The sequence below is a fragment of the Sulfitobacter aquimarinus genome (assembly GCF_040149565.1).
Classification (GTDB): domain Bacteria; phylum Pseudomonadota; class Alphaproteobacteria; order Rhodobacterales; family Rhodobacteraceae; genus Sulfitobacter; species Sulfitobacter aquimarinus.
The window spans coordinates 315,051-333,485 of the sequence record NZ_JBEFLO010000002.1; the positions used below are offsets into that span (position 1 = coordinate 315,051).

Consider the following 18,435-nt stretch of genomic DNA (forward strand, 5'->3'; position numbering starts at 1 on the left):
TTTTTTCCTTTATCTTTGATAGGGCAGATAGGTGTTCTGATGTACATACGCCAGAGCTAGCTGTTCAGTTTCATGTGAAGCGGTGAAATATTTTTGTAATTTTACGTATTGGCCATAACCGGCTGTAATAAATGAAAGATATTTCAGTGAATTTTCGCCGGATATTTTGCGAAAAGCCACAATCAGCCATCGCGCGCGGAACGCAATTGCGGGCTCTGCTGTTCCCGCTCGACAAATGCGGGGCTGCTGCATAGCACTGTACCGAGCCGAAGCAGGATACCAGATATAATGAACGCCTTTGTCCCCGGATTTCTCCTCAGCCTGTCGTTGATCGTGGCGATTGGCGCGCAGAACGCTTTTGTCCTGCGGCAGGGGTTGCGGCGCGAGCATGTGTTCTGGGTATGCCTGACCTGCGGTGTTTCCGATGCGCTGTTGATCGCAGCGGGCGTGGCGGGTTTTGGCGCTCTGGCCGAGGCGGTGCCCTGGTTCGAAACGGTCATGCGTTATGGCGGCGCGGCGTTTCTGATCGTCTACGGCTTTATGAATGCAAAAAGCGCGTGGCGCGGCGGAAGCACGCTTGAGGCCGCACGCGCTGATCCCAAACCGTTGGGCCAGACCTTGCTGATCCTGCTCACGATCACGTTTCTGAACCCGCATGTCTATCTGGACACGCTTGTGCTGATCGGGTCGATCTCGGCGCAGTATGATGATCGGTTGGCGTTTGGGGCAGGGGCCGTGCTGGCCAGCATCACTTTCTTTTTCGCGCTGGGCTACGGCGCACGGTTGTTAGAGCCGCTTTTTGCCAATCCCGTCAGCTGGCGCATACTGGACGGCGGGATTGCGTTGACCATGTGGGCCATCGCGGCGAGCCTTCTTTTGCTTTAACCGCTTGCACTACTTGGAATATTACGCTCAGTTAGCGGTATGACCACCCGCACTCCTTCCCGCCCGATGACAGGTATCTTCTGGATGCTGGTCACGGGGCTGTGTTTCATCCTTGTGACCGCACTGGTTAAAACCATGGGCCCGCGCCTGCCTCCGGGGGAGGCTGCGTTCCTGCGCTATGCCATGGGGTTGGTGTTTTTGCTGCCCTCGCTGAGGTCGATATTCGCCGCCCATCTGACCGGCCGCCAATGGCGCCTGTTCGGCCTGCGCGGGGTGTGCCATGCGGGGGGCGTGATTTTGTGGTTCTACGCCATGGTGCGCATCCCCATCGCCGAGGTCACTGCCATGAACTATCTTGCGCCGATCTATGTCACCATCGGCGCCGCGCTGTTTCTGGGCGAGCGTTTGGCCGCACGGCGCATCATTGCGGTGCTGATGGGGCTGGCGGGGGCGGCGATCATCCTGCGCCCGGGCTTTCGCGAGGTATCGGACGGGCATATGGCGATGCTGCTGGCGGCGGTGGTCTTTGCGGGCAGTTATCTGGTGGCCAAAGTCTTGGCGGACGAGGTGAAACCTGGCATCGTAGTCGCCATGCTGTCGATCTTTGTGACCATCGGGCTGGTTCCTTTTGCCGCCGCCGACTGGATCACCCCCACGGGGACAGAGCTGGCGTATCTTGCGGCTGTGGCCTGTTTCGCCACGGCGGGGCATTATACGATGACGATGGCCTTTGCTGCTGCACCCATGACGGTGACGCAGCCCGTGACCTTCCTACAACTTGTCTGGGCCACAGCGCTGGGCGTGGTGTGGTTCGATGAAGCCATTGATATCTGGGTGGTCTTGGGCGGCATTGTCATCCTAGGTTCGGTCACGTTTATCACGTGGCGCGAAGCCATGCTAAAGCGTAGCGTGACACCTGATGCGGTGGCGACAAAGGGCTGAGGTTTTATTGATTGACGGGTCAATCTAAAACCGACACCCTTGCGCCTATGTTGAAAATGATCCGAATCTGATGCCCAAACTGGGGATGGAACCGCTGCGCCGTGCCTCTTTGGTGCAGGCCACCATTGCAGAGGTAGGGCGTGCGCAGTCGCTGGATGTAACCGTAGGGCAAATCGCCAAGACGGCAGGCATGTCCACCGCGCTGGCGCATCATTATTTCGGCGGCAAGACCCAGATATTCAGCGCCGCCATGCGCCATATCCTGCGCGAATACGGCACCGTGGTGCGCCACCATTTGCACCGCGCCCGAACCCCGCGTGCGCGGGCCGAGGCGATTATCGTGGCGAGTTTCGACCATACCTGCTTTGCCCCCGCTACGGTCAGTGCATGGATGACGCTTTATGCCGGCGCTGCTACGCAGCCCGAGACGCAAGCGCTGCTCGCCCTCTACCAGTCGCGCCTGCGCAGTAATCTGCGCCACGCCCTGCGCCCGATCAGCCCCACGCCCGAAGCCCATGCCGAGGTTATTGCCGCCCTGATCGACGGGCTCTACCTGCGGGCCGCCTTTTCCAAGAACGCCGCATCGGCCAAGGCGACAGCATTGGGCGCTTTGTCAGACATCCTCAAGGACACACCATGACCCAGCCCAATATCCTGATCCTGATGGTTGACCAACTCAACGGCACGCTGTTCCCCGATGGCCCTGCCGACTGGTTGCACGCGCCCAACCTCAAGAAGCTGGCGGCACGCTCGACCCGCTTCAAAAACGCCTATACCGCCTCGCCGCTCTGCGCCCCCGGTCGGGCCGCGTTCATGTCGGGCCAATTGCCCAGCGCTACGGGCGTCTATGACAACGCGGCCGAGTTCGCGTCCTCGATCCCCACTTATGCGCACCATCTGCGCCGCGCAGGATATTACACCTGCCTGTCGGGCAAGATGCATTTCGTCGGGCCCGACCAGCTGCACGGGTTCGAGGACCGCCTGACCACCGACATCTATCCCGCCGATTTCGGCTGGACCCCCGACTACCGCAAACCCGGTGAGCGGATCGACTGGTGGTATCACAACATGGGGTCGGTCACAGGCGCAGGCGTGGCCGAGACCTCTAACCAGATGGAATATGACGATGCCGTCGCCTATGAGGCGACGCGCAAGATATACGAGCTGTCGCGCGGTATGGATGCGCGGCCATGGTGCCTGACGGCCAGCTTTACGCACCCGCACGATCCTTACGTGGCACGCAAGAAATACTGGGACCTCTATGAGGATTGCGAACATCTGCTGCCCGAGGTCCCCGCCATGGACTATGACGACCACGACCCGCACAGCCAGCGCATCTTCGACGCCAACAACTGGCGCGAGTTCGACATAACCGAGGAAAACATCCGCCGCTCGCGCCGCGCCTATTTCGCCAACATCAGCTATCTCGACGACAAGATCGGCGAGATTTTGCAAACCCTCGAGGACACGCGCCAAGAGGCGATCATCCTCTTTGTCTCCGACCACGGTGACATGCTGGGAGAGCGCGGCCTGTGGTTCAAGATGAGCTTTTTCGAGGGTTCCGCCCGTGTGCCCCTGATGATCAGCGCTCCCCAGATGGAGGCAGGGCTGCACACCACCCCCGTCAGCAACATCGACGTCTGCCCGACCTTATGTGATCTGGCGGGCGTGGATATGTCCGAGATCATGCCGTGGACCACGGGCCAAAGCCTTGTGCCCATGGGGCAGGGGGTTGAGAGGACCGAACCTGTGGCGATGGAATACGCCGCCGAAGCCTCCTATGCGCCGCTTGTCTCGCTGCGCTATGGTAAGTGGAAGTTCAACCGCTGCGCGTTGGACCCCGACCAATTGTTCGATCTGGACGCCGATCCGCATGAGCTGACCAATCTGGCAGAGGTGCCCGCCCACGCAGGCACGCTGAGCCAGTTGCAGGCAAAGGCGGACGCCCGTTGGGATTTGGACGCTTACGACGCGGATGTGCGCAAATCGCAGGCGCGGCGCTGGGTGGTCTACGACGCGCTGCGCTCGGGCGGGTATTTCCCGTGGGACTATCAACCGCTGCGCATGGCCTCGGAGGCTTATATGCGCAACCATATGGACCTGAATGTGTTGGAAGAAAACAAACGCTTCCCGCGCGGGGAGTAACGACGCATCTCCCCCCGAAGGGAGTTCAATATACCGGCGGCCCCGATGGGTGCAGGTCCGCAGGTCTCATAACGCACCCGACAACACTTTCTAGGGACGAAACAATGCTGACCTCAATCATCTCGTTCGGAGTGATCCTTGCCTTTGCGCTGGTGATCTTCTGTGTGATCAAATGGTGGAACCTGCCCCTGACGGGCACCACGCCTGTATCGCTGTTCACCTTCATCGCAATCCTGTTCACCTCCGGCCTCGACGTGGGCCTCATCATGTTCCCGCTGGCCTTTGACTATCCGCTTTATGCCGATACCGCGACCGAGCCTGCCTATGCCTTCACCAACCCGCTCGCGCTTGAGTTCGGGTTCTGGGGCTTTCTGATCTGGGCCTTTTACTTCCTGACGACCTTCTACTTCTGTGCGATCGAACCGCGGGTGAAGTTCTTTGACATTCCGGTGGTGAAAATTCTCAACAACATCGTGATCATCACGACCTGCGCGTTTACCGGCGCGCTGTTCCTGATCTATATGCCCTATTATATTGCCGAAGTGGGCGACGGTGAGACGATCTTGCCAGTCTTCTACCTGATCTGCTTCCTTGTGATCCTTGTGGCTGCCTTCAGCTCCACAGACCTCAAGTTCGTGCGCGTCCTCTCGGTCAGCTCCACGGTGCTGTTCTTTGCCCTTATCGCCTATATGTTCCTGAACGCCGGGATGAGCGTGGGCGATCTGGCCAGCACGTCCAGCAACATCGGCGGGTATTTTGCGAACATTCACAAGTTCATCATCCCGCTGACGGATTATCACGAGTTCTACCTGTTCTGGTGGTTTGCGTGGTCCATCATGATCGGCCAATTCGTGAGCCGCTTTGTCGGTGGTCTGAAGACGTACCAACTGCTGGCGGCTTTGCTGGTGTTCCCGTCCATTCCCTTGGCGCTGTGGTTCTCGGTTCTGTATTACTACCACCTCAACGGCATCGGCACGGCGGGTCTGCCCAACTGGGCGATGACCGTGGTGGGGATCGTGTTTGTGATCAACTCGTTTGACTCGCTGATCCGTCTGTACACCGACAACCTGAACCTCACGACCGAGCGGTTTGGCACTGTGTCTTATGTGCTGGCAAACGCGATTGGCCTGTTTGTGCTGACGCTGCTGTTCCAGAGCCAGTGGTTGCAGATCCAGTGGGTCGGCACCGTGGTGATCGGCATCTATCTGGCGGCGCTGGCCTATATGTTCTTCGTCAAGCGCGGGCAGATGTCCAACCTTGACGGGCAGGCGGCTTCGCTTAACTCCACCATGTAAAACCTACGGCCCCGCACGGATGTGCTGCGCGGGGCCACATCTGAGAAAAGAGAGATTTCATGCAAACCCAGCCCACCGCCAGCCATTTCATCAATGGCGAATATGTCGAAGACACCGCAGGCACACCGATCGATGTGATCTATCCCGCCACAGGCGCTGTGATTGCGCGGGTGCATGCAGCAACCCCCGCCATAATCGACCGCGCGCTGACCGCAGCGAAGAGCGCCCAAGCCGCTTGGGCAGCGATGAGCGGGACCGAGCGGGGACGCATTTTGCGCCGCGCAGCGGACATCATGCGGGACCGCAATCACGACCTGTCGGTGCTTGAGACATATGACACGGGCAAACCCTATCAGGAAACCTCCGTTGCCGATGCGACCTCTGGCGCAGATGCGCTCGAATACTTCGGCGGCATGGCCGCGACCCTGACCGGAGAGCACATCCCCCTGGGCGAGGATTGGGTCTATACCCGCCGCGAGGCGCTGGGCGTTTGTGTGGGCATCGGCGCGTGGAACTACCCCACGCAAATCGCCTGCTGGAAGGGTGCGCCCGCGCTGGCCTGCGGCAACTCGGTAATTTTCAAACCGTCCGAAACAACGCCGCTCTGCGCTTTGAAAGTCGCCGAGATTTTGGTCGAGGCAGGCCTGCCGGCAGGGCTTTATAACGTGGTGCAGGGCTTGGGCGACGTTGGTGCCGCTTTGGTCACCGACCCGCGTGTGGACAAAGTCTCGCTCACCGGCTCTGTGCCGACGGGGCGCAAGGTATACGCCGCCGCCGCAGCAGAAATGAAACACGTCACGATGGAGCTGGGCGGTAAATCCCCTATGATCGTCTTCGAGGATGCGGACATTGAAAACGCCGTCTCGGGCGCGATCTTGGGCAACTTCTACAGCTCTGGTCAGGTCTGTTCGAACGGGACGCGGGTGTTTGTGCACAAAGACATCAAGGAAGCATTCCTGAAACGTCTGTCCGAACGGCTCGACACGGCCATTATCGGAGACCCGATGGACGAGGCCACAAACTTTGGCCCGATGGTGTCCGAAGCGCAGATGAACATCGCGCTGGACTATATTGCCAAGGGCGAAGCCGAAGGTGCGCGTCTGGTCTATGGCGGCAAAGCGATTGAGGGCGAAGGCTTTTACATGCAGCCCACCGTCTTTGCCGATGTCACTGACGACATGGTCATCGCCCGCGAAGAGATTTTCGGCCCCGTCATGGCGGTGCTGGATTTCGAAGACGAGGCAGACGTCATGGCCCGCGCTAACGATACCGAATTCGGTCTGGCCGCAGGTGTGTTTACCCGCGATCTGACCCGCGCGCACCGTGTTGCTGCGGCTTTTGAGGCAGGCACCTGTTTCATCAACTCCTATAACGATGCACCGGTCGAGGCCCCCTTTGGCGGGGTGAAGGCGTCAGGCGTAGGGCGAGAGAACTCCAAAGCCGCAATCGAACACTACAGTCAGGTCAAATCTGTCTACGTGCGCATGGGCGATGTGGAGGCGCCGTTTTGATGCAAGAAATGCAGCCAGCCCCGTCCTCGCAGCTGACGCGGGTCGATATTGTGAAATGGATCGCGACTGCTGTTCAGCTGGTCGGCTACGGGCTGACGGGACTTGGCTGGCAGCCGTGGAACATCTTTGCCTTCTTTGCCGGAATTGCATTGTGGTTTGCGGTCGGCGTTATGTGGAATGACCGTGCGATCATGGTCGTGCATGTGGGGGCGTTTATCTCCCTTCTTGCTGGTTATCTGAGTGCGAATTGATGGAAGCTGATTTTGTAATTGTAGGGGCGGGAAGCGCGGGCTGCGCGATGGCCTACCGACTGGGCGAGGCGGGTGCCTCGGTGCTGGTGATCGAACATGGCGGCACCGACGCGGGGCCGCTCATCCAGATGCCCGCCGCGCTGAGCTATCCGATGAACATGTCGCTATATGATTGGGGGTTGATGTCGGAGCCAGAGCCGCATCTGAACAACCGTGAACTGGTTGTGCCGCGGGGCAAAGTGATCGGGGGATCGTCCTCGATCAACGGGATGGTCTATGTGCGTGGTCACGCGATGGACTTTGACCACTGGCGCGACAGCGGCGCGGACGGGTGGAGCTATGCCGATGTGCTGCCCTACTTCCGCCGCATGGAGACATGGCACGACAGCGGCCATGGCGGCGACAGCTATTGGCGCGGCAAAAACGGCCCGCTGCATGTCAGCCGTGGTCCGCGTGAAAACCCGCTGTTCAAGGCTTTTGTCGAGGCAGGCAAACAGGCGGGATACGAGGCAACCGACGACTACAACGGCGAAAAGCAAGAAGGCTTTGGCCCGATGGAGCAGACCGTTCACAAGGGCCGCCGCTGGTCTGCGGCGAATGCCTATCTGCGCCCTGCGCTGAAACGCGACAATGTCACCATCACACGCGCCTTGGCGCAAAAGGTGGTGATGGAAGAGGGCCGCGCCGTCGGCGTTGAAGTGCTGCGCGGTGGCAAGACCGAAGTTATCCGTGCGCGGCGCGAAGTTCTACTGGCGGCGTCCTCGATCAACTCGCCCAAGCTGTTGATGCTGTCGGGGATCGGCCCCGCCGCGCATCTATCCGAGCACGGGATCGAAGTTGTGGCGGACCGCCCTGGCGTGGGCGGTAACCTTCAGGACCATCTGGAGGTTTATATGCAGATGGCGGCCAGCCAGCCGATTACGCTTTATAAACACTGGAACATCTTCTCCAAAGCGGTGATCGGGGCGCAGTGGCTTTTCTTTAAAAAGGGTATGGGTGCTTCGAACCAGTTCGAGAGTGCTGCGTTCATCCGCAGCCGTGCGGGCATTCCCTATCCTGACATCCAGTATCATTTCCTGCCCATCGCGGTGCGCTATGACGGTCAGGCTGCGGCCGAGGGGCACGGCTTTCAGGCCCATGTTGGGCCGATGCGGTCAAAATCACGCGGGCGGGTCTCGCTCCGCTCTGGAAATCCTTCCGACAATCCAATCATTAACTTTAACTATATGTCCCATCCCGATGACTGGGAGGAATGGCGCCGCTGCATCCGTCTGACCCGAGAGATTTTTGCGCAGGACGCGTTCAAGCCCTTCGTCAAACACGAAATCCAGCCGGGCGCGGATGTGCAAACCGACGACCAGATCGACGCCTTTGTGCGCGAACACGCCGAGAGCGCCTATCACCCCTGTGGCACCTGCAAAATGGGTCGCACGGACGACAAAGACGCCGTGGTTGATAGCCAAGGCCGCGTGATCGGGGTTGAGGGGCTGCGCGTCGTCGACAGCTCGATCTTCCCGCGCATCACCAACGGGAACCTGAATGGCCCGTCGATTATGGTGGGTGAAAAGATGGCGGACCATGTCTTGGGCCGTGATCCTTTGGCGGCGTCGAATGACACGCCGTGGATCCATCCGAATTGGGAGACGGAGCAGCGGTAATTGGTTAATTTTGCCACGCCAAAACGAGGTTTGTTAACTTTTTATTAACTATTTCACCTAAACCGCCTAGGCTATGAGCATGTATAACGCTCATAGCCTAGGCTGATGTCTGGCTCCTCTCTCATATCTTCGCGTCGCTGGCGCTTTTGCGGCCTTTTGGTTCTTGGGCTGGCGGCTCTTGGGTCGTCGGGTGGTATCCTGAATGCGAACCGTAGCAGCACCGCTGACATCAGCGGACCTGTGTCGGTGATCGACGGGGATACGTTCGATGTGGCGGGCACACGCATCCGACTGCACGCCATCGACGCGCCTGAAAACGACCAGATGTGCGAGACAGAGCAGGGCGCCGATTGGGCCTGTGGTGGCTGGATCACCAAGGTTGTGAAAGACCGCTATAACGGCGCCGATGCGGAGTGTGAGGCGGTGGATACCGACCGCTATGGCCGCACCGTTGCCCGCTGCACGGCGCTGGGCGAAGACGTCGGCGCGTGGCTGGTGCGCGAAGGGCTGGCCTTTGCCTATGTGAAATACGGCGCGGATTATGTGCAGATCGAGGCAGACGCCGCAAAGGTTGATCGCGGATTGCACGCCGTGCGCCTGCAAACCCCTGCCCAGCACCGCGCAACCCGCGCCAAGGGCCGCATCCCACCCGACCGTGCCTGCGCCATCAAGGGCAACATCAGCGCGGATGGAAAAAGGATTTTTCACCAACCGGGCCAGTCATTCTATGAACGCACCGGCATTAACGAGGCCAAGGGCGAGCGGTGGTTCTGCTCGGCTGCCGCGGCACAGGCGGCGGGCTGGCGCGCCTCGCGGCGTTAATCCACGCTATAGGGCAGCACATCGCGGCGGTCGGGATCAACCGTCAGGTTCCGCTCCAGCGGCGGGACAGAGCGCTGGTGACAGTCCTTGCGCGTGCAAATGCGGCATGAAATCCCGATAGGCTCGAACGCGGGCGCACGTGTCAGGTCCAGCCCGTCGGCATAGACCAGCTGCCCCGCATGACGCACCTCACAGCCCAAGGCGATGGCAAAGCGGCGCACAGGCGCGCCAAATCGCCCGCCTGATTTCGAGATGTCGCGGGCGATCGAGATATAGCGTACACCGTCGGGCGTTTCAGCCAATTGGCGCAGAAACTGACCCGGCGTTTCGAAGGCGCGGTGCACATTCCACAAAGGGCAGGCTCCGCCAAAGCGCGCAAATTGCAGCCGCGTGGCCGAGTGGCGTTTCGTGATCGTGCCCGCCTGATCGACGCGGACAAAGAAAAACGGCAGCCCTTTGGCGCCGGGGCGTTGCAGGGTCGACAGGCGGTGGGCGATCTGTTCGATGGACGCGCCGAAGTGATGGGACAGAACCTCCAGATCATAGCGGCATTCCTGCGCCTGCGCGTGAAAATCGCGGTAAGGCAGCAGGGCGGCACCGGCAAAGTAGTTGGCCAACCCCAGCTTGGCGATGTCGCGCGCGGCTTCCGAGCTGAAGCGGGCAAAGTCCAGCGTGGCCTCCAGCAGCGTGTCGTGCTGGCGGAGCGCTACTTGGAGCAGCAGTTGGAAGGTCTGGGTTTCGTCCTGCGCACGGGCGGAGATGTCCAGCGTGCCACGGCTGTGATCCACAAAGCGCAGGGCATCCATATCGACAAAGCGCACCTCCAAACCGCTTTGGGCAAGTGCTTCCAGCGCTACAGCACGGATATCGGCGGGGGTCTCGGCGCGGGCGGCGAAATGTTCGGCGGCGCGGTCCACAGCGTCGATGTAGTTGTCGCAATAGTGGAAGAAATCGCGCACCTCTTCCCACGGGCTGGGCGTGGCGCGGGCATCCTCGCGGCCCAATGCTTCGTCCAGCGAGGCAAGGCGTTCATGCGCTTGGCGGTAGTTCTGATGCAATGCGATAAACGCCCGCGCAAAACCGGGCGCATTCGAGGCGGTCAGCCGCACATCGGCCAGCGGCGGCAGCTCGCCCCCGAATAGCGGATCGGCCAGCACCTCTTGCATGTCGCTGACCAACCGTTCGCTGTCGCCCGCGCTCAGTTCCGTCACGTCCATGCCGAATTCGGATGCAAGCGCCAGCACGACCGTGGTCGAGACGGGGCGGTTGTTGTTTTCCATCTGGTTGAGATAGGGCAGGGACACGCCCAGCCGTGCGGCGAAATCCTTTTGCGTCAGGTCAAGGCGCAGCCGCTGTTCGCGCAGCTTTGCTCCGGCATAGAGTTTCTGAATGGCCATGGGTCACGCCCCTTTGCAAAGCTGCTTGTCACGACAGAAGTAACTTTGCAAACTCGGCCGTGCAAGTCTGACCTAGCGGCCCGCCAACTGCCGCTCGCGGCGCATGACCATCAGGATCGACACAAGGCCCAGCAATGCAGTGACCAGCATCATCCATAGCAGCGGGAAGGCCCCCGTTTCAGGCGTGAGCAATACGCCCACCCACGCGCTAAGGCCCGCGCCGCCGCCGATCATGATCGTACCGCCAAGGCCCGATGCCGTGCCCGCCAGATGGGGCCGCACCGACAGCATTCCCGCCGTAGCATTGGGAATGCACAGCCCGTTGCCAAGGCCCACCATCGTCATCATTCCGAAGAAACTGACCGGCGTGCCCAGCCCCACCTCGAATATCAAAAGCGAGATCACCCCACCCAGCGCATTGGCCAGACATCCCCATAGCACCATGCGGTTCACGCCATAGGTGCGCGCATAGCGTCCCGTCAGGAAGTTGCCGACAAAATAACCAATGGCAGGCGCACCAAAGAACAGGCCCAGCGTCGCGGGCGACATGCCGAAGACGACTTGGCCGACAAACGGCGCGCCGCCCAGATAGGCAAAGAACGCGCCCGAGCTGAAGCCGGCGGCCAGCGCGTATCCCCAAAAGCGCGGGGAGCGCAAAAGCTCGGGGTATTCCGCGAATTGCGCGGTCAGGGATTTTTCCGAAACCACGGCCGTCTCGCCCATATCAAAGTAGGCAAGCGCCAGCACAGCGGCCCCCAGCGCAAAGAACCCCCAGAACACGGCCTGCCAGCCAAACAGCTCGTCCAGAAAGCCGCCGATGGCGGGGCTGATCATCGGCACCACGGCCATGCCCATCGTCACATACCCGATCATCGAGGCCGCCTGATCCTGACTGTACATATCGCGCACAGCGGCACGGCTGAGCACCATAGCGGTGGCAATGGCGGCTTGGGCCATGCGAAAGGTCAAGAACACCTCAATCGTCGGCGCATAGATACAGCCCAGCGTGGCAGCAAGGAAAATCAAAAGCCCCCACAAGATCACGGGCCTGCGCCCGACTTTGTCCGACAACGGCCCGATGAAAATTTGCAAAATGGCAGAGAAAGCCAGATAAATTGCCACCGAAAGCTGCATCACCGCATACTCTGTCTCGAAATAGGCGGACATGGCGGGCAGGCTGGGCAAGAACATGTTCATCACGCAGGCCGACATGCCAGCAAGCAGGATAAGCGTTAAAATATGCGGGGGTGACCTGCGATCGCCAAGTTGAACGGGGCGGAGGTCCTGTCTCATCTGTTCCATTTCACGCAACCTAGGACGGGGCTGCGGTATTGTCGACAGGCGGCTGCGAAATAAATAAATTAGCTTATTTGCAATTAACTTTGCGTCTGTTGAAAAGTATTTGCAAATTTGCTAAATCAACCTTTGTCTCTGACCACAGCTCGGCTACACACAGCTGTAACAGTCCTATGGGAGGAGCCCGCCATGAAAGATATTCTGCAACAGCTTGATGACCGCCGCGCTGGCGCGCGCCTTGGTGGGGGCCAAAAGCGCATCGACGCGCAGCACGGTCGCGGCAAACTGACCGCACGCGAGCGGGTGCATCTGCTGCTCGACGAAGGTTCGTTCGAAGAATTCGACATGTTCGTGACGCACCGTTGCACCGACTTCGGGATGGAGCAGCAAAAGCCCGCAGGCGACGGCGTGGTTACGGGCTGGGGCACGATCAACGGGCGTCTGGTCTATGTCTTTGCGCAGGACTTTACTGTTCTGGGCGGTTCGGTCTCCGAAACCCACGCAAAGAAGATTTGCAAGATCATGGACATGGCCGTGCAAAACGGCGCGCCCATCATCGGCATCAACGACTCGGGCGGGGCGCGTATTCAGGAAGGCGTCGACAGCCTTGCGGGCTATGGCGAAGTCTTCCAGCGCAATATCGAAGCCTCGGGCGTTGTGCCACAGATCAGCGTGATCATGGGGCCATGTGCTGGCGGTGCAGTCTATTCGCCTGCGATGACCGACTTTATCTTCATGGTCAAAGACAGCTCTTACATGTTTGTCACCGGCCCTGACGTGGTGAAAACCGTGACCAACGAACAGGTCACAGCCGAGGAACTGGGCGGCGCAAGCACCCACACCAAGAAGTCCTCTGTCGCCGATGCGGCGTTCGAAAATGATGTCGAGGCGCTGGCCGAGGTCCGCCGTCTGGTCGATTTCCTGCCCTCCAACAACCTCGAAAAGCCCCCCGTCCGCCCGTTTTTCGACGAGCCGGACCGCATCGAGGCATCGCTGGACACGTTGGTGCCGGAAAACGCCAACACGCCCTATGATATGAAGGAATTGATCCTCAAACTGGCCGACGAGGGTGACTTCTACGAGATCCAGGAAGAGTTCGCCAAGAACATCGTCACAGGCTTTATCCGCATCGAAGGCCGCACCGTGGGTGTGGTCGCGAACCAGCCGATGGTGCTGGCGGGTGTGCTGGACATCGACAGCGCACGCAAGGCGGCGCGGTTTGTGCGTTTCTGCGATGCGTTCGAGATCCCGATCCTCACACTGATCGACGTCCCCGGCTTCTTGCCCGGCACCTCGCAGGAATATGGCGGCGTGATTAAACACGGCGCGAAGCTGCTGTTTGCTTATGGCGAGGCGACCGTGCCGATGGTCACCGTGATCACGCGCAAAGCCTACGGCGGTGCCTATGTTGTGATGGCGTCCAAGCACCTGCGCTCGGATTTCAACTACGCGTGGCCGACGTCCGAGATTGCCGTGATGGGTGCCAAGGGCGCGACCGAGATTATCCACCGCGCCGACCTTGGCGACGCCGACAAAATCGCGCAGCACGCCGCGGACTACGAAGAGCGTTTTGCCAACCCCTTTGTCGCGGCCGAGCGTGGCTTTATCGACGAGGTGATCCAGCCGCGCAGCACGCGCAAACGGATCGCACGGGCCTTTGCCAGCCTGCGCAACAAAAAGACCACGCGCCCGTGGAAGAAACACGACAATATTCCGTTGTAAGCCAACCATGAGCGTTTGGTCCCCTTCCAGCTGCACCATCAGCCACGCCGACAACGGCGTGTTTGAGGGTGCAGGCATCGTGAAAGTGTTCGCTGCGCTTGCCCTGCTTGCTACGCCGTTGGCCGCAGCCGATGTGCCGTCGGGACAGCCCGTCACGCTGCATGAAGTGCTGGTGGACGCGCAGGAGACCGCGACATATCTGCGGTTCCGCTTCCTCGCGCCGCAGATCGGCAAGAGCGTCGACTTTGACCTGGCGGGCCCCGACATGATGCATCTGTGCCAAAACGTGGCGCTGAAATATATGACCGATTACGCGCTGGAGGGGGACAAGATCGTGATCTCTTTCATGGACCGGATCACCGAATTTGGCGTGCCGGATCCTGACGCGGTCCAGTATTTCGAGGCTTTCAAGCCGAAAAACGATACCTGCATGTGGGATGATTTCTAATGCATACACAACATCTTGCGGCGCGACCCGCATGTGAACACGTTTCTGCGGCTAATGAGTCACAGAAAATATCCACGGTTTTATCCACATATCCAGACCTCCTTCACTTGGGTATCATGCCTGCGGGCGGTACATCTGTGCGGCCCGTATTTATTGCGGGAAAGATGGCAGGTTTCTGTAAACCGTCCCGTACAACAAGTGACAGGAGATATAGATGTCGAAGAGCATCAAACTTTTGGCAACATTCGGCCTTTTGGTCGCCGTTGCAGCCTGTGCGCGCGAGCAGCAGGTCGAAGAATTTGTCGTGGTTGATCCAGAGCCGATCAGCCAAGAGCCCGTGTACACAGGCAAATACAAATAAGCGACAGACAGGGTGGGCGTCCGCGCCCATCCTGACCTCTGCGACCGATACCCCCACCGCGAAAGGGGGTGCAGCATGGCACTAGATTACATGCTCAAACATCGCGGATTCCCGGGCCGTCTGCCGGGCACTGATTTCCAGTTCACATTGCGCCGCGCCAACCCCAAAGGGGCCACTCCGATCACGGAGCGCGCACGCCGTCCCGACCGCCGCGCCCCCGACCGCCGCGCGGATGAGGCGTTCTTTACCGCGCTATGGGAACACTTTGGCGAGGAGCCGTTCGAGCGTGGCAATCTGGATGCGGGCCGCCTGTCGTGGTTCTTTGGCCGCGAGGTCATCCCCGCAACCGACCCGTTCGACCCCGCCGATTACGAGGCGATGCTGAAGATCGACATGCGTGCCGCCCGCGCCGCTTTCCCGCAGATCGTGGGCGAAGAATAAGCATGATGTCGCGCACGCCATATCATCCCGGGCACAGCTTTGCCGAAATGCGCCGTGCGGTGACTGCACGCTTTTCGCAGGCAGGCGCGTGGGTCACGGTCGCCTCAGCGCACCGCACCAAGCGGTCCGCATCTAGAAACGATACCTCTTCCCTTCGTGGGCAGCAGGCATGTCCCTCCGCCATGCTGCCCATGTTTTTTGACGGCTTTGTTGCAGGGGGAGGGAACCAACTGCTGCCCTCTCTTGTTGAGAAGGCAAGCAACGTTTTTAAGGAAGTAGATAAATGGCAGTCAGAAAAATTTGCGCGGCCCTTCTTGTGGCTGGAACACTTGGTGCCTGCGGGCAAACCGTTGGCGATCAGGCACTGGGTGGCGCGGCCATCGGCGCAGGCGCTGCGGTGCTCACTAACGGCAGTGTCGTACAAGGTGCCGCCATCGGCGCAGGGGCGAATGTCCTTGCCTGTCGCACGGAACTGGTCCGCTGTAACTAACAGCGCCACGCGCTTTCAATCCAACAACCTGACACCTTCGCGGCCCTTTGGCCTGCGGAGGTGTTTTGCGTTTCTTACCCCCATTCATACTTCAAAAGGGCTCATGTAATGTTCAATAAGATCCTGATCGCCAACCGAGGCGAGATCGCCTGCCGTGTCATCAAGACGGCCCGAAAAATGGGCATCCAAACTGTGGCGATCTATTCGGATGCCGACAAACAGGCGCTGCATGTGCAAATGGCGGACGAGGCGATCCACATCGGCCCGCCGCCCGCCAACCAGTCCTATATCGTCATCGACAAAGTGATGGATGCGATCAAACAGTCGGGCGCGCAGGCCGTGCACCCAGGTTATGGTTTCCTCTCCGAGAACTCAAAATTCGCCGAGGCGCTTGAGGCGGCAGGCGTGGCCTTCGTCGGCCCCCCCAAAGGCGCGATTGAGAAGATGGGGGACAAGATCACCTCCAAGAAGATCGCCCAAGAAGCAGGCGTGAGCACGGTTCCCGGTTACATGGGCCTGATCGCGGATGCGGATGAGGCCGTGAAAATCTCTAATGAAGTCGGCTATCCCGTCATGCTTAAAGCTTCCGCTGGTGGCGGCGGCAAGGGGATGCGCATCGCATGGAACGATGAGGAAGCCCGCGAAGGGTTCCAGTCCTCCAAGAACGAGGCGGCCAATTCATTCGGCGACGACCGTATCTTTATCGAAAAATTCGTGACCCAGCCGCGCCACATCGAGATCCAAGTGCTCTGCGATGCGCATGGCAACGGGATTTATCTGAACGAGCGTGAATGCTCGATCCAGCGCCGCAACCAGAAGGTTGTCGAAGAAGCGCCCAGCCCGTTTCTGGACGAAGCCACGCGCAAGGCGATGGGCGAACAGTCGGTCGCGCTGGCGCAGGCCGTGGGCTACACATCGGCGGGCACCGTGGAATTCATCGTCGACGGGGACAAGAACTTCTACTTCCTCGAGATGAACACACGCCTGCAGGTGGAACACCCCGTGACCGAGCTGATCACCGGTGTCGATCTGGTTGAGCAGATGATCCGCGTCGCCAATGGTGAAGAGCTGACGATCAAACAGTCGGACGTGCAGATCAACGGCTGGTCGATCGAAAACCGTCTCTATGCCGAGGATCCGTATCGCGGCTTCCTGCCTTCCATCGGCCGTTTGACCCGCTATCGCCCGCCGCAAGAAGTGGCCGCCGGCCCGTTGCTGGACAATGGCAAATGGCAGGATAACGCCCCCGCAGGCGAGACGGCAGTGCGCAATGATACCGGCGTCTATGAGGGCGGCGAGATCAGCATGTACTACGATCCGATGATCGCAAAGCTGTGTACTTGGGCGCCAACGCGGGCGCAGGCGATTGAGCGGATGCGCGTGGCCCTCGACAGTTTCGAGGTGGAAGGCATCGGCCACAACCTGCCGTTCCTCAGCGCCGTGATGGACCACCCCAAATTCGTCAGCGGTGACATGACTACCGCGTTTATCGAAGAAGAATACCCCGACGGGTTCGAGGGCGTGACACTGGAGGAGGGTGAGCTGAAGCGCATCGCCGCCGCCACCGCCGCCATGCACCGCGTTGCCGAAATCCGCCGTGCCCGCGTGTCGGGCCGTATGGACAATCACGAACGTAAAGTCGGCCAGCAATGGAATGTCGCACTGCAGGATCACAGCTTTGATGTGACCATCGCCGCCGATCATGACGGCGCGAACGTGACGTTTGAAGGCGGCGAAACCCTGCGCGTTGCGGGTGACTGGACGCCGGGGGACCAGCTGGCGCAGATGACAGTGACGGATGCGCCTTTGGTGCTGAAAGTCGGCAAAATCTCGGGCGGGTTCCGCATCCGCACCCGTGGCGCGGACCTGAAGGTCCATGTGCGCACGCCGCTTCAGGCCGAAATGGCCCGCAAGATGCCTGTCAAAGTGCCGCCGGACACATCCAAGCTGCTGCTCTGCCCGATGCCGGGTCTGGTGGTGAAACTGGATGTTGCCGTGGGCGACGAAGTGCAAGAGGGCCAGGCCTTGTGTACCATCGAGGCGATGAAGATGGAGAACATCCTGCGCGCCGAGAAGAAGGGCACAGTGACCAAGATCAACGCGGGCGCAGGCGACAGTCTGGCCGTTGATGATGTGATCATGGAGTTCGAATAACGCAGCATGGACGCAGGCGCGTGGATAGGTCCGGTCATCATCGCCGCAGCGATTGCGGCGATGGTCAATGTGCTGGGCTGGTTCGTGTCCAGTTGGCGCGACCGCCGCGCCGATGACCGCCGCCGCCAAGAGAAACAGAACGACATGGCGACGGCTTTGCTGGCTGAAATCACGCATTACCGCGATGCGCTGGCGTTTTTCGATCTGGATGATGTCTGGGACAGGGTGAGCACAAAAATGGCCGACGATGCGACCTATATACCGTTTATCCCGTCAGAGCGGAACGACACAATTTTTATGGCCGTTCTGCCCGAAATCCACATTCTGCCAGAACCGGTGATTCAGCCAATCACACGCTATTACAATCAGGTGTTTGCGATTGATGCGATCATCGAAGACCTACGCTCGGATGCGCTGAAGGCTGCGCCGCAAAAGCTGCGCCAAGCAGTCTATACTGACTATATCTCGTTGAAAAAACAGGCGTTTGAGGATGGCAACAGCGCAATCGCGGCACTGTCAGCGCATCTGTCAGTATCCGGGGCGCGGGCCGCGTTGGCCAAGGACGGGGCGCGGTGATTTTGGCGTACTCATGGGAACACTCCTTGTCTCATACCTGC

General features: G+C 59.9%; 19 protein-coding genes. 16 read left to right on the forward strand and 3 right to left on the reverse strand.

Annotation, left to right across the window (positions count from 1 at the left end):
- Positions 1-9 precede the first annotated feature (9 nt).
- Complete coding sequence (locus ABMC88_RS05605; RefSeq protein ID WP_349575858.1) at positions 10-252, reverse strand: hypothetical protein; 243 nt, start codon at positions 250-252, stop codon at positions 10-12.
- 36 nt (positions 253-288) lie between these two features.
- Here ABMC88_RS05605 and ABMC88_RS05610 point away from each other — a divergent pair, with 36 nt between their 5' ends.
- The 9 genes from ABMC88_RS05610 (at position 289) to ABMC88_RS05650 (ending at position 9,509) form a co-directional block, all read left to right on the forward strand.
- Positions 289-885 carry a LysE/ArgO family amino acid transporter gene (locus ABMC88_RS05610; RefSeq protein ID WP_349575859.1) on the forward strand — a complete coding sequence of 199 codons (597 nt, stop codon included), beginning with the start codon at positions 289-291 and terminating at the stop codon, positions 883-885.
- A 39-nt stretch (positions 886-924) separates the two neighbouring features.
- Complete coding sequence (locus ABMC88_RS05615) at positions 925-1,827, forward strand: DMT family transporter (RefSeq protein WP_349575860.1); 903 nt, start codon at positions 925-927, stop codon at positions 1,825-1,827.
- Between the two features lie 70 nt (positions 1,828-1,897).
- The gene (betI, locus tag ABMC88_RS05620) at positions 1,898-2,467 is read left to right on the forward strand and encodes a choline-binding transcriptional repressor BetI (RefSeq protein WP_349575861.1); all 570 of its coding nucleotides are present in this window, start codon (positions 1,898-1,900) and stop codon (positions 2,465-2,467) included.
- A complete protein-coding gene (gene betC / locus ABMC88_RS05625; protein ID WP_349575862.1) occupies positions 2,464-3,972 on the forward strand; it encodes a choline-sulfatase in 1,509 nt (502 codons plus the stop codon). Before betI ends, betC begins: the two co-directional genes overlap by 4 nt.
- Positions 3,973-4,079: 107 nt before the next feature.
- Entirely contained in the window at positions 4,080-5,267 is a 1,188-nt protein-coding gene (locus tag ABMC88_RS05630; protein ID WP_349576135.1) for a BCCT family transporter, read from the forward strand.
- 59 nt (positions 5,268-5,326) lie between these two features.
- A complete protein-coding gene (betB, locus tag ABMC88_RS05635; RefSeq protein WP_349575863.1) occupies positions 5,327-6,778 on the forward strand; it encodes a betaine-aldehyde dehydrogenase in 1,452 nt (483 codons plus the stop codon).
- Positions 6,778-7,029, forward strand: a complete 252-nt coding sequence (locus tag ABMC88_RS05640) for a DUF6552 family protein (protein WP_349575864.1) — start codon at positions 6,778-6,780, stop codon at positions 7,027-7,029. Before betB ends, ABMC88_RS05640 begins: the two co-directional genes overlap by 1 nt.
- Complete coding sequence (gene betA / locus ABMC88_RS05645; protein ID WP_349575865.1) at positions 7,029-8,687, forward strand: choline dehydrogenase; 1,659 nt, start codon at positions 7,029-7,031, stop codon at positions 8,685-8,687. Before ABMC88_RS05640 ends, betA begins: the two co-directional genes overlap by 1 nt.
- A 105-nt stretch (positions 8,688-8,792) precedes the next feature.
- Positions 8,793-9,509, forward strand: coding sequence for a thermonuclease family protein (locus tag ABMC88_RS05650; RefSeq protein ID WP_349575866.1), 717 nt, complete (start codon positions 8,793-8,795; stop codon positions 9,507-9,509).
- Here ABMC88_RS05650 and ABMC88_RS05655 read toward each other — a convergent pair.
- On the reverse strand, positions 9,506-10,906 hold the full coding sequence (locus ABMC88_RS05655; RefSeq protein WP_349575867.1) for a helix-turn-helix domain-containing protein: 1,401 nt from the start codon (positions 10,904-10,906) through the stop codon (positions 9,506-9,508). The two genes, ABMC88_RS05650 and ABMC88_RS05655, sit on opposite strands and share 4 nt — an antisense overlap.
- A 72-nt stretch (positions 10,907-10,978) precedes the next feature.
- Positions 10,979-12,208 carry a multidrug effflux MFS transporter gene (locus tag ABMC88_RS05660; RefSeq protein WP_439655575.1) on the reverse strand — a complete coding sequence of 410 codons (1,230 nt, stop codon included), beginning with the start codon at positions 12,206-12,208 and terminating at the stop codon, positions 10,979-10,981.
- Between the two features lie 183 nt (positions 12,209-12,391).
- Between ABMC88_RS05660 and ABMC88_RS05665 the strand changes: the two genes are divergently transcribed.
- The 7 genes from ABMC88_RS05665 (at position 12,392) to ABMC88_RS05695 (ending at position 18,394) form a co-directional block, all read left to right on the forward strand.
- Positions 12,392-13,924: an acyl-CoA carboxylase subunit beta gene (locus ABMC88_RS05665; RefSeq protein ID WP_349575868.1), complete on the forward strand. Its 1,533-nt coding sequence runs from the start codon at positions 12,392-12,394 to the stop codon at positions 13,922-13,924.
- 7 nt (positions 13,925-13,931) lie between these two features.
- A complete protein-coding gene (locus ABMC88_RS05670) occupies positions 13,932-14,372 on the forward strand; it encodes a DUF6497 family protein (protein ID WP_349575869.1) in 441 nt (146 codons plus the stop codon).
- A 214-nt stretch (positions 14,373-14,586) separates the two neighbouring features.
- Positions 14,587-14,733, forward strand: a complete 147-nt coding sequence (locus tag ABMC88_RS05675; protein WP_299024218.1) for a hypothetical protein — start codon at positions 14,587-14,589, stop codon at positions 14,731-14,733.
- Between the two features lie 90 nt (positions 14,734-14,823).
- Positions 14,824-15,174, forward strand: a complete 351-nt coding sequence (locus ABMC88_RS05680) for a hypothetical protein (protein ID WP_349576137.1) — start codon at positions 14,824-14,826, stop codon at positions 15,172-15,174.
- A 283-nt stretch (positions 15,175-15,457) separates the two neighbouring features.
- Positions 15,458-15,664, forward strand: a complete 207-nt coding sequence (locus ABMC88_RS05685; RefSeq protein ID WP_349575870.1) for a hypothetical protein — start codon at positions 15,458-15,460, stop codon at positions 15,662-15,664.
- A gap of 108 nt (positions 15,665-15,772) precedes the next feature.
- Positions 15,773-17,818 (forward strand): acetyl-CoA carboxylase biotin carboxylase subunit, encoded by a 2,046-nt coding sequence (locus tag ABMC88_RS05690; RefSeq protein ID WP_349575871.1) that lies wholly within the window; start codon positions 15,773-15,775, stop codon positions 17,816-17,818.
- A 6-nt stretch (positions 17,819-17,824) separates the two neighbouring features.
- On the forward strand, positions 17,825-18,394 hold the full coding sequence (locus tag ABMC88_RS05695; RefSeq protein WP_349575872.1) for a hypothetical protein: 570 nt from the start codon (positions 17,825-17,827) through the stop codon (positions 18,392-18,394).
- Positions 18,395-18,435 lie beyond the last annotated feature (41 nt).

Coding starts and splice junctions, on each gene's coding strand:
- ABMC88_RS05690 (WP_349575871.1), top strand. CDS start 15,773: ATGTTCAATAAGATCCTGATCGCCAACCGAGGCGAGATCGCCTGCCGT.
- betB (WP_349575863.1), top strand. CDS start 5,327: ATGCAAACCCAGCCCACCGCCAGCCATTTCATCAATGGCGAATATGTC.
- ABMC88_RS05675 (WP_299024218.1), top strand. CDS start 14,587: ATGTCGAAGAGCATCAAACTTTTGGCAACATTCGGCCTTTTGGTCGCC.
- betA (WP_349575865.1), top strand. CDS start 7,029: ATGGAAGCTGATTTTGTAATTGTAGGGGCGGGAAGCGCGGGCTGCGCG.
- ABMC88_RS05685 (WP_349575870.1), top strand. CDS start 15,458: ATGGCAGTCAGAAAAATTTGCGCGGCCCTTCTTGTGGCTGGAACACTT.
- ABMC88_RS05680 (WP_349576137.1), top strand. CDS start 14,824: ATGCTCAAACATCGCGGATTCCCGGGCCGTCTGCCGGGCACTGATTTC.
- ABMC88_RS05605 (WP_349575858.1), bottom strand. CDS start 252: ATGCAGCAGCCCCGCATTTGTCGAGCGGGAACAGCAGAGCCCGCAATT.
- betC (WP_349575862.1), top strand. CDS start 2,464: ATGACCCAGCCCAATATCCTGATCCTGATGGTTGACCAACTCAACGGC.
- ABMC88_RS05615 (WP_349575860.1), top strand. CDS start 925: ATGACCACCCGCACTCCTTCCCGCCCGATGACAGGTATCTTCTGGATG.
- betI (WP_349575861.1), top strand. CDS start 1,898: ATGCCCAAACTGGGGATGGAACCGCTGCGCCGTGCCTCTTTGGTGCAG.
- ABMC88_RS05660 (WP_439655575.1), bottom strand. CDS start 12,208: ATGGAACAGATGAGACAGGACCTCCGCCCCGTTCAACTTGGCGATCGC.
- ABMC88_RS05655 (WP_349575867.1), bottom strand. CDS start 10,906: ATGGCCATTCAGAAACTCTATGCCGGAGCAAAGCTGCGCGAACAGCGG.
- ABMC88_RS05640 (WP_349575864.1), top strand. CDS start 6,778: ATGCAAGAAATGCAGCCAGCCCCGTCCTCGCAGCTGACGCGGGTCGAT.
- ABMC88_RS05670 (WP_349575869.1), top strand. CDS start 13,932: ATGAGCGTTTGGTCCCCTTCCAGCTGCACCATCAGCCACGCCGACAAC.
- ABMC88_RS05650 (WP_349575866.1), top strand. CDS start 8,793: ATGTCTGGCTCCTCTCTCATATCTTCGCGTCGCTGGCGCTTTTGCGGC.
- ABMC88_RS05610 (WP_349575859.1), top strand. CDS start 289: ATGAACGCCTTTGTCCCCGGATTTCTCCTCAGCCTGTCGTTGATCGTG.
- ABMC88_RS05695 (WP_349575872.1), top strand. CDS start 17,825: ATGGACGCAGGCGCGTGGATAGGTCCGGTCATCATCGCCGCAGCGATT.
- ABMC88_RS05665 (WP_349575868.1), top strand. CDS start 12,392: ATGAAAGATATTCTGCAACAGCTTGATGACCGCCGCGCTGGCGCGCGC.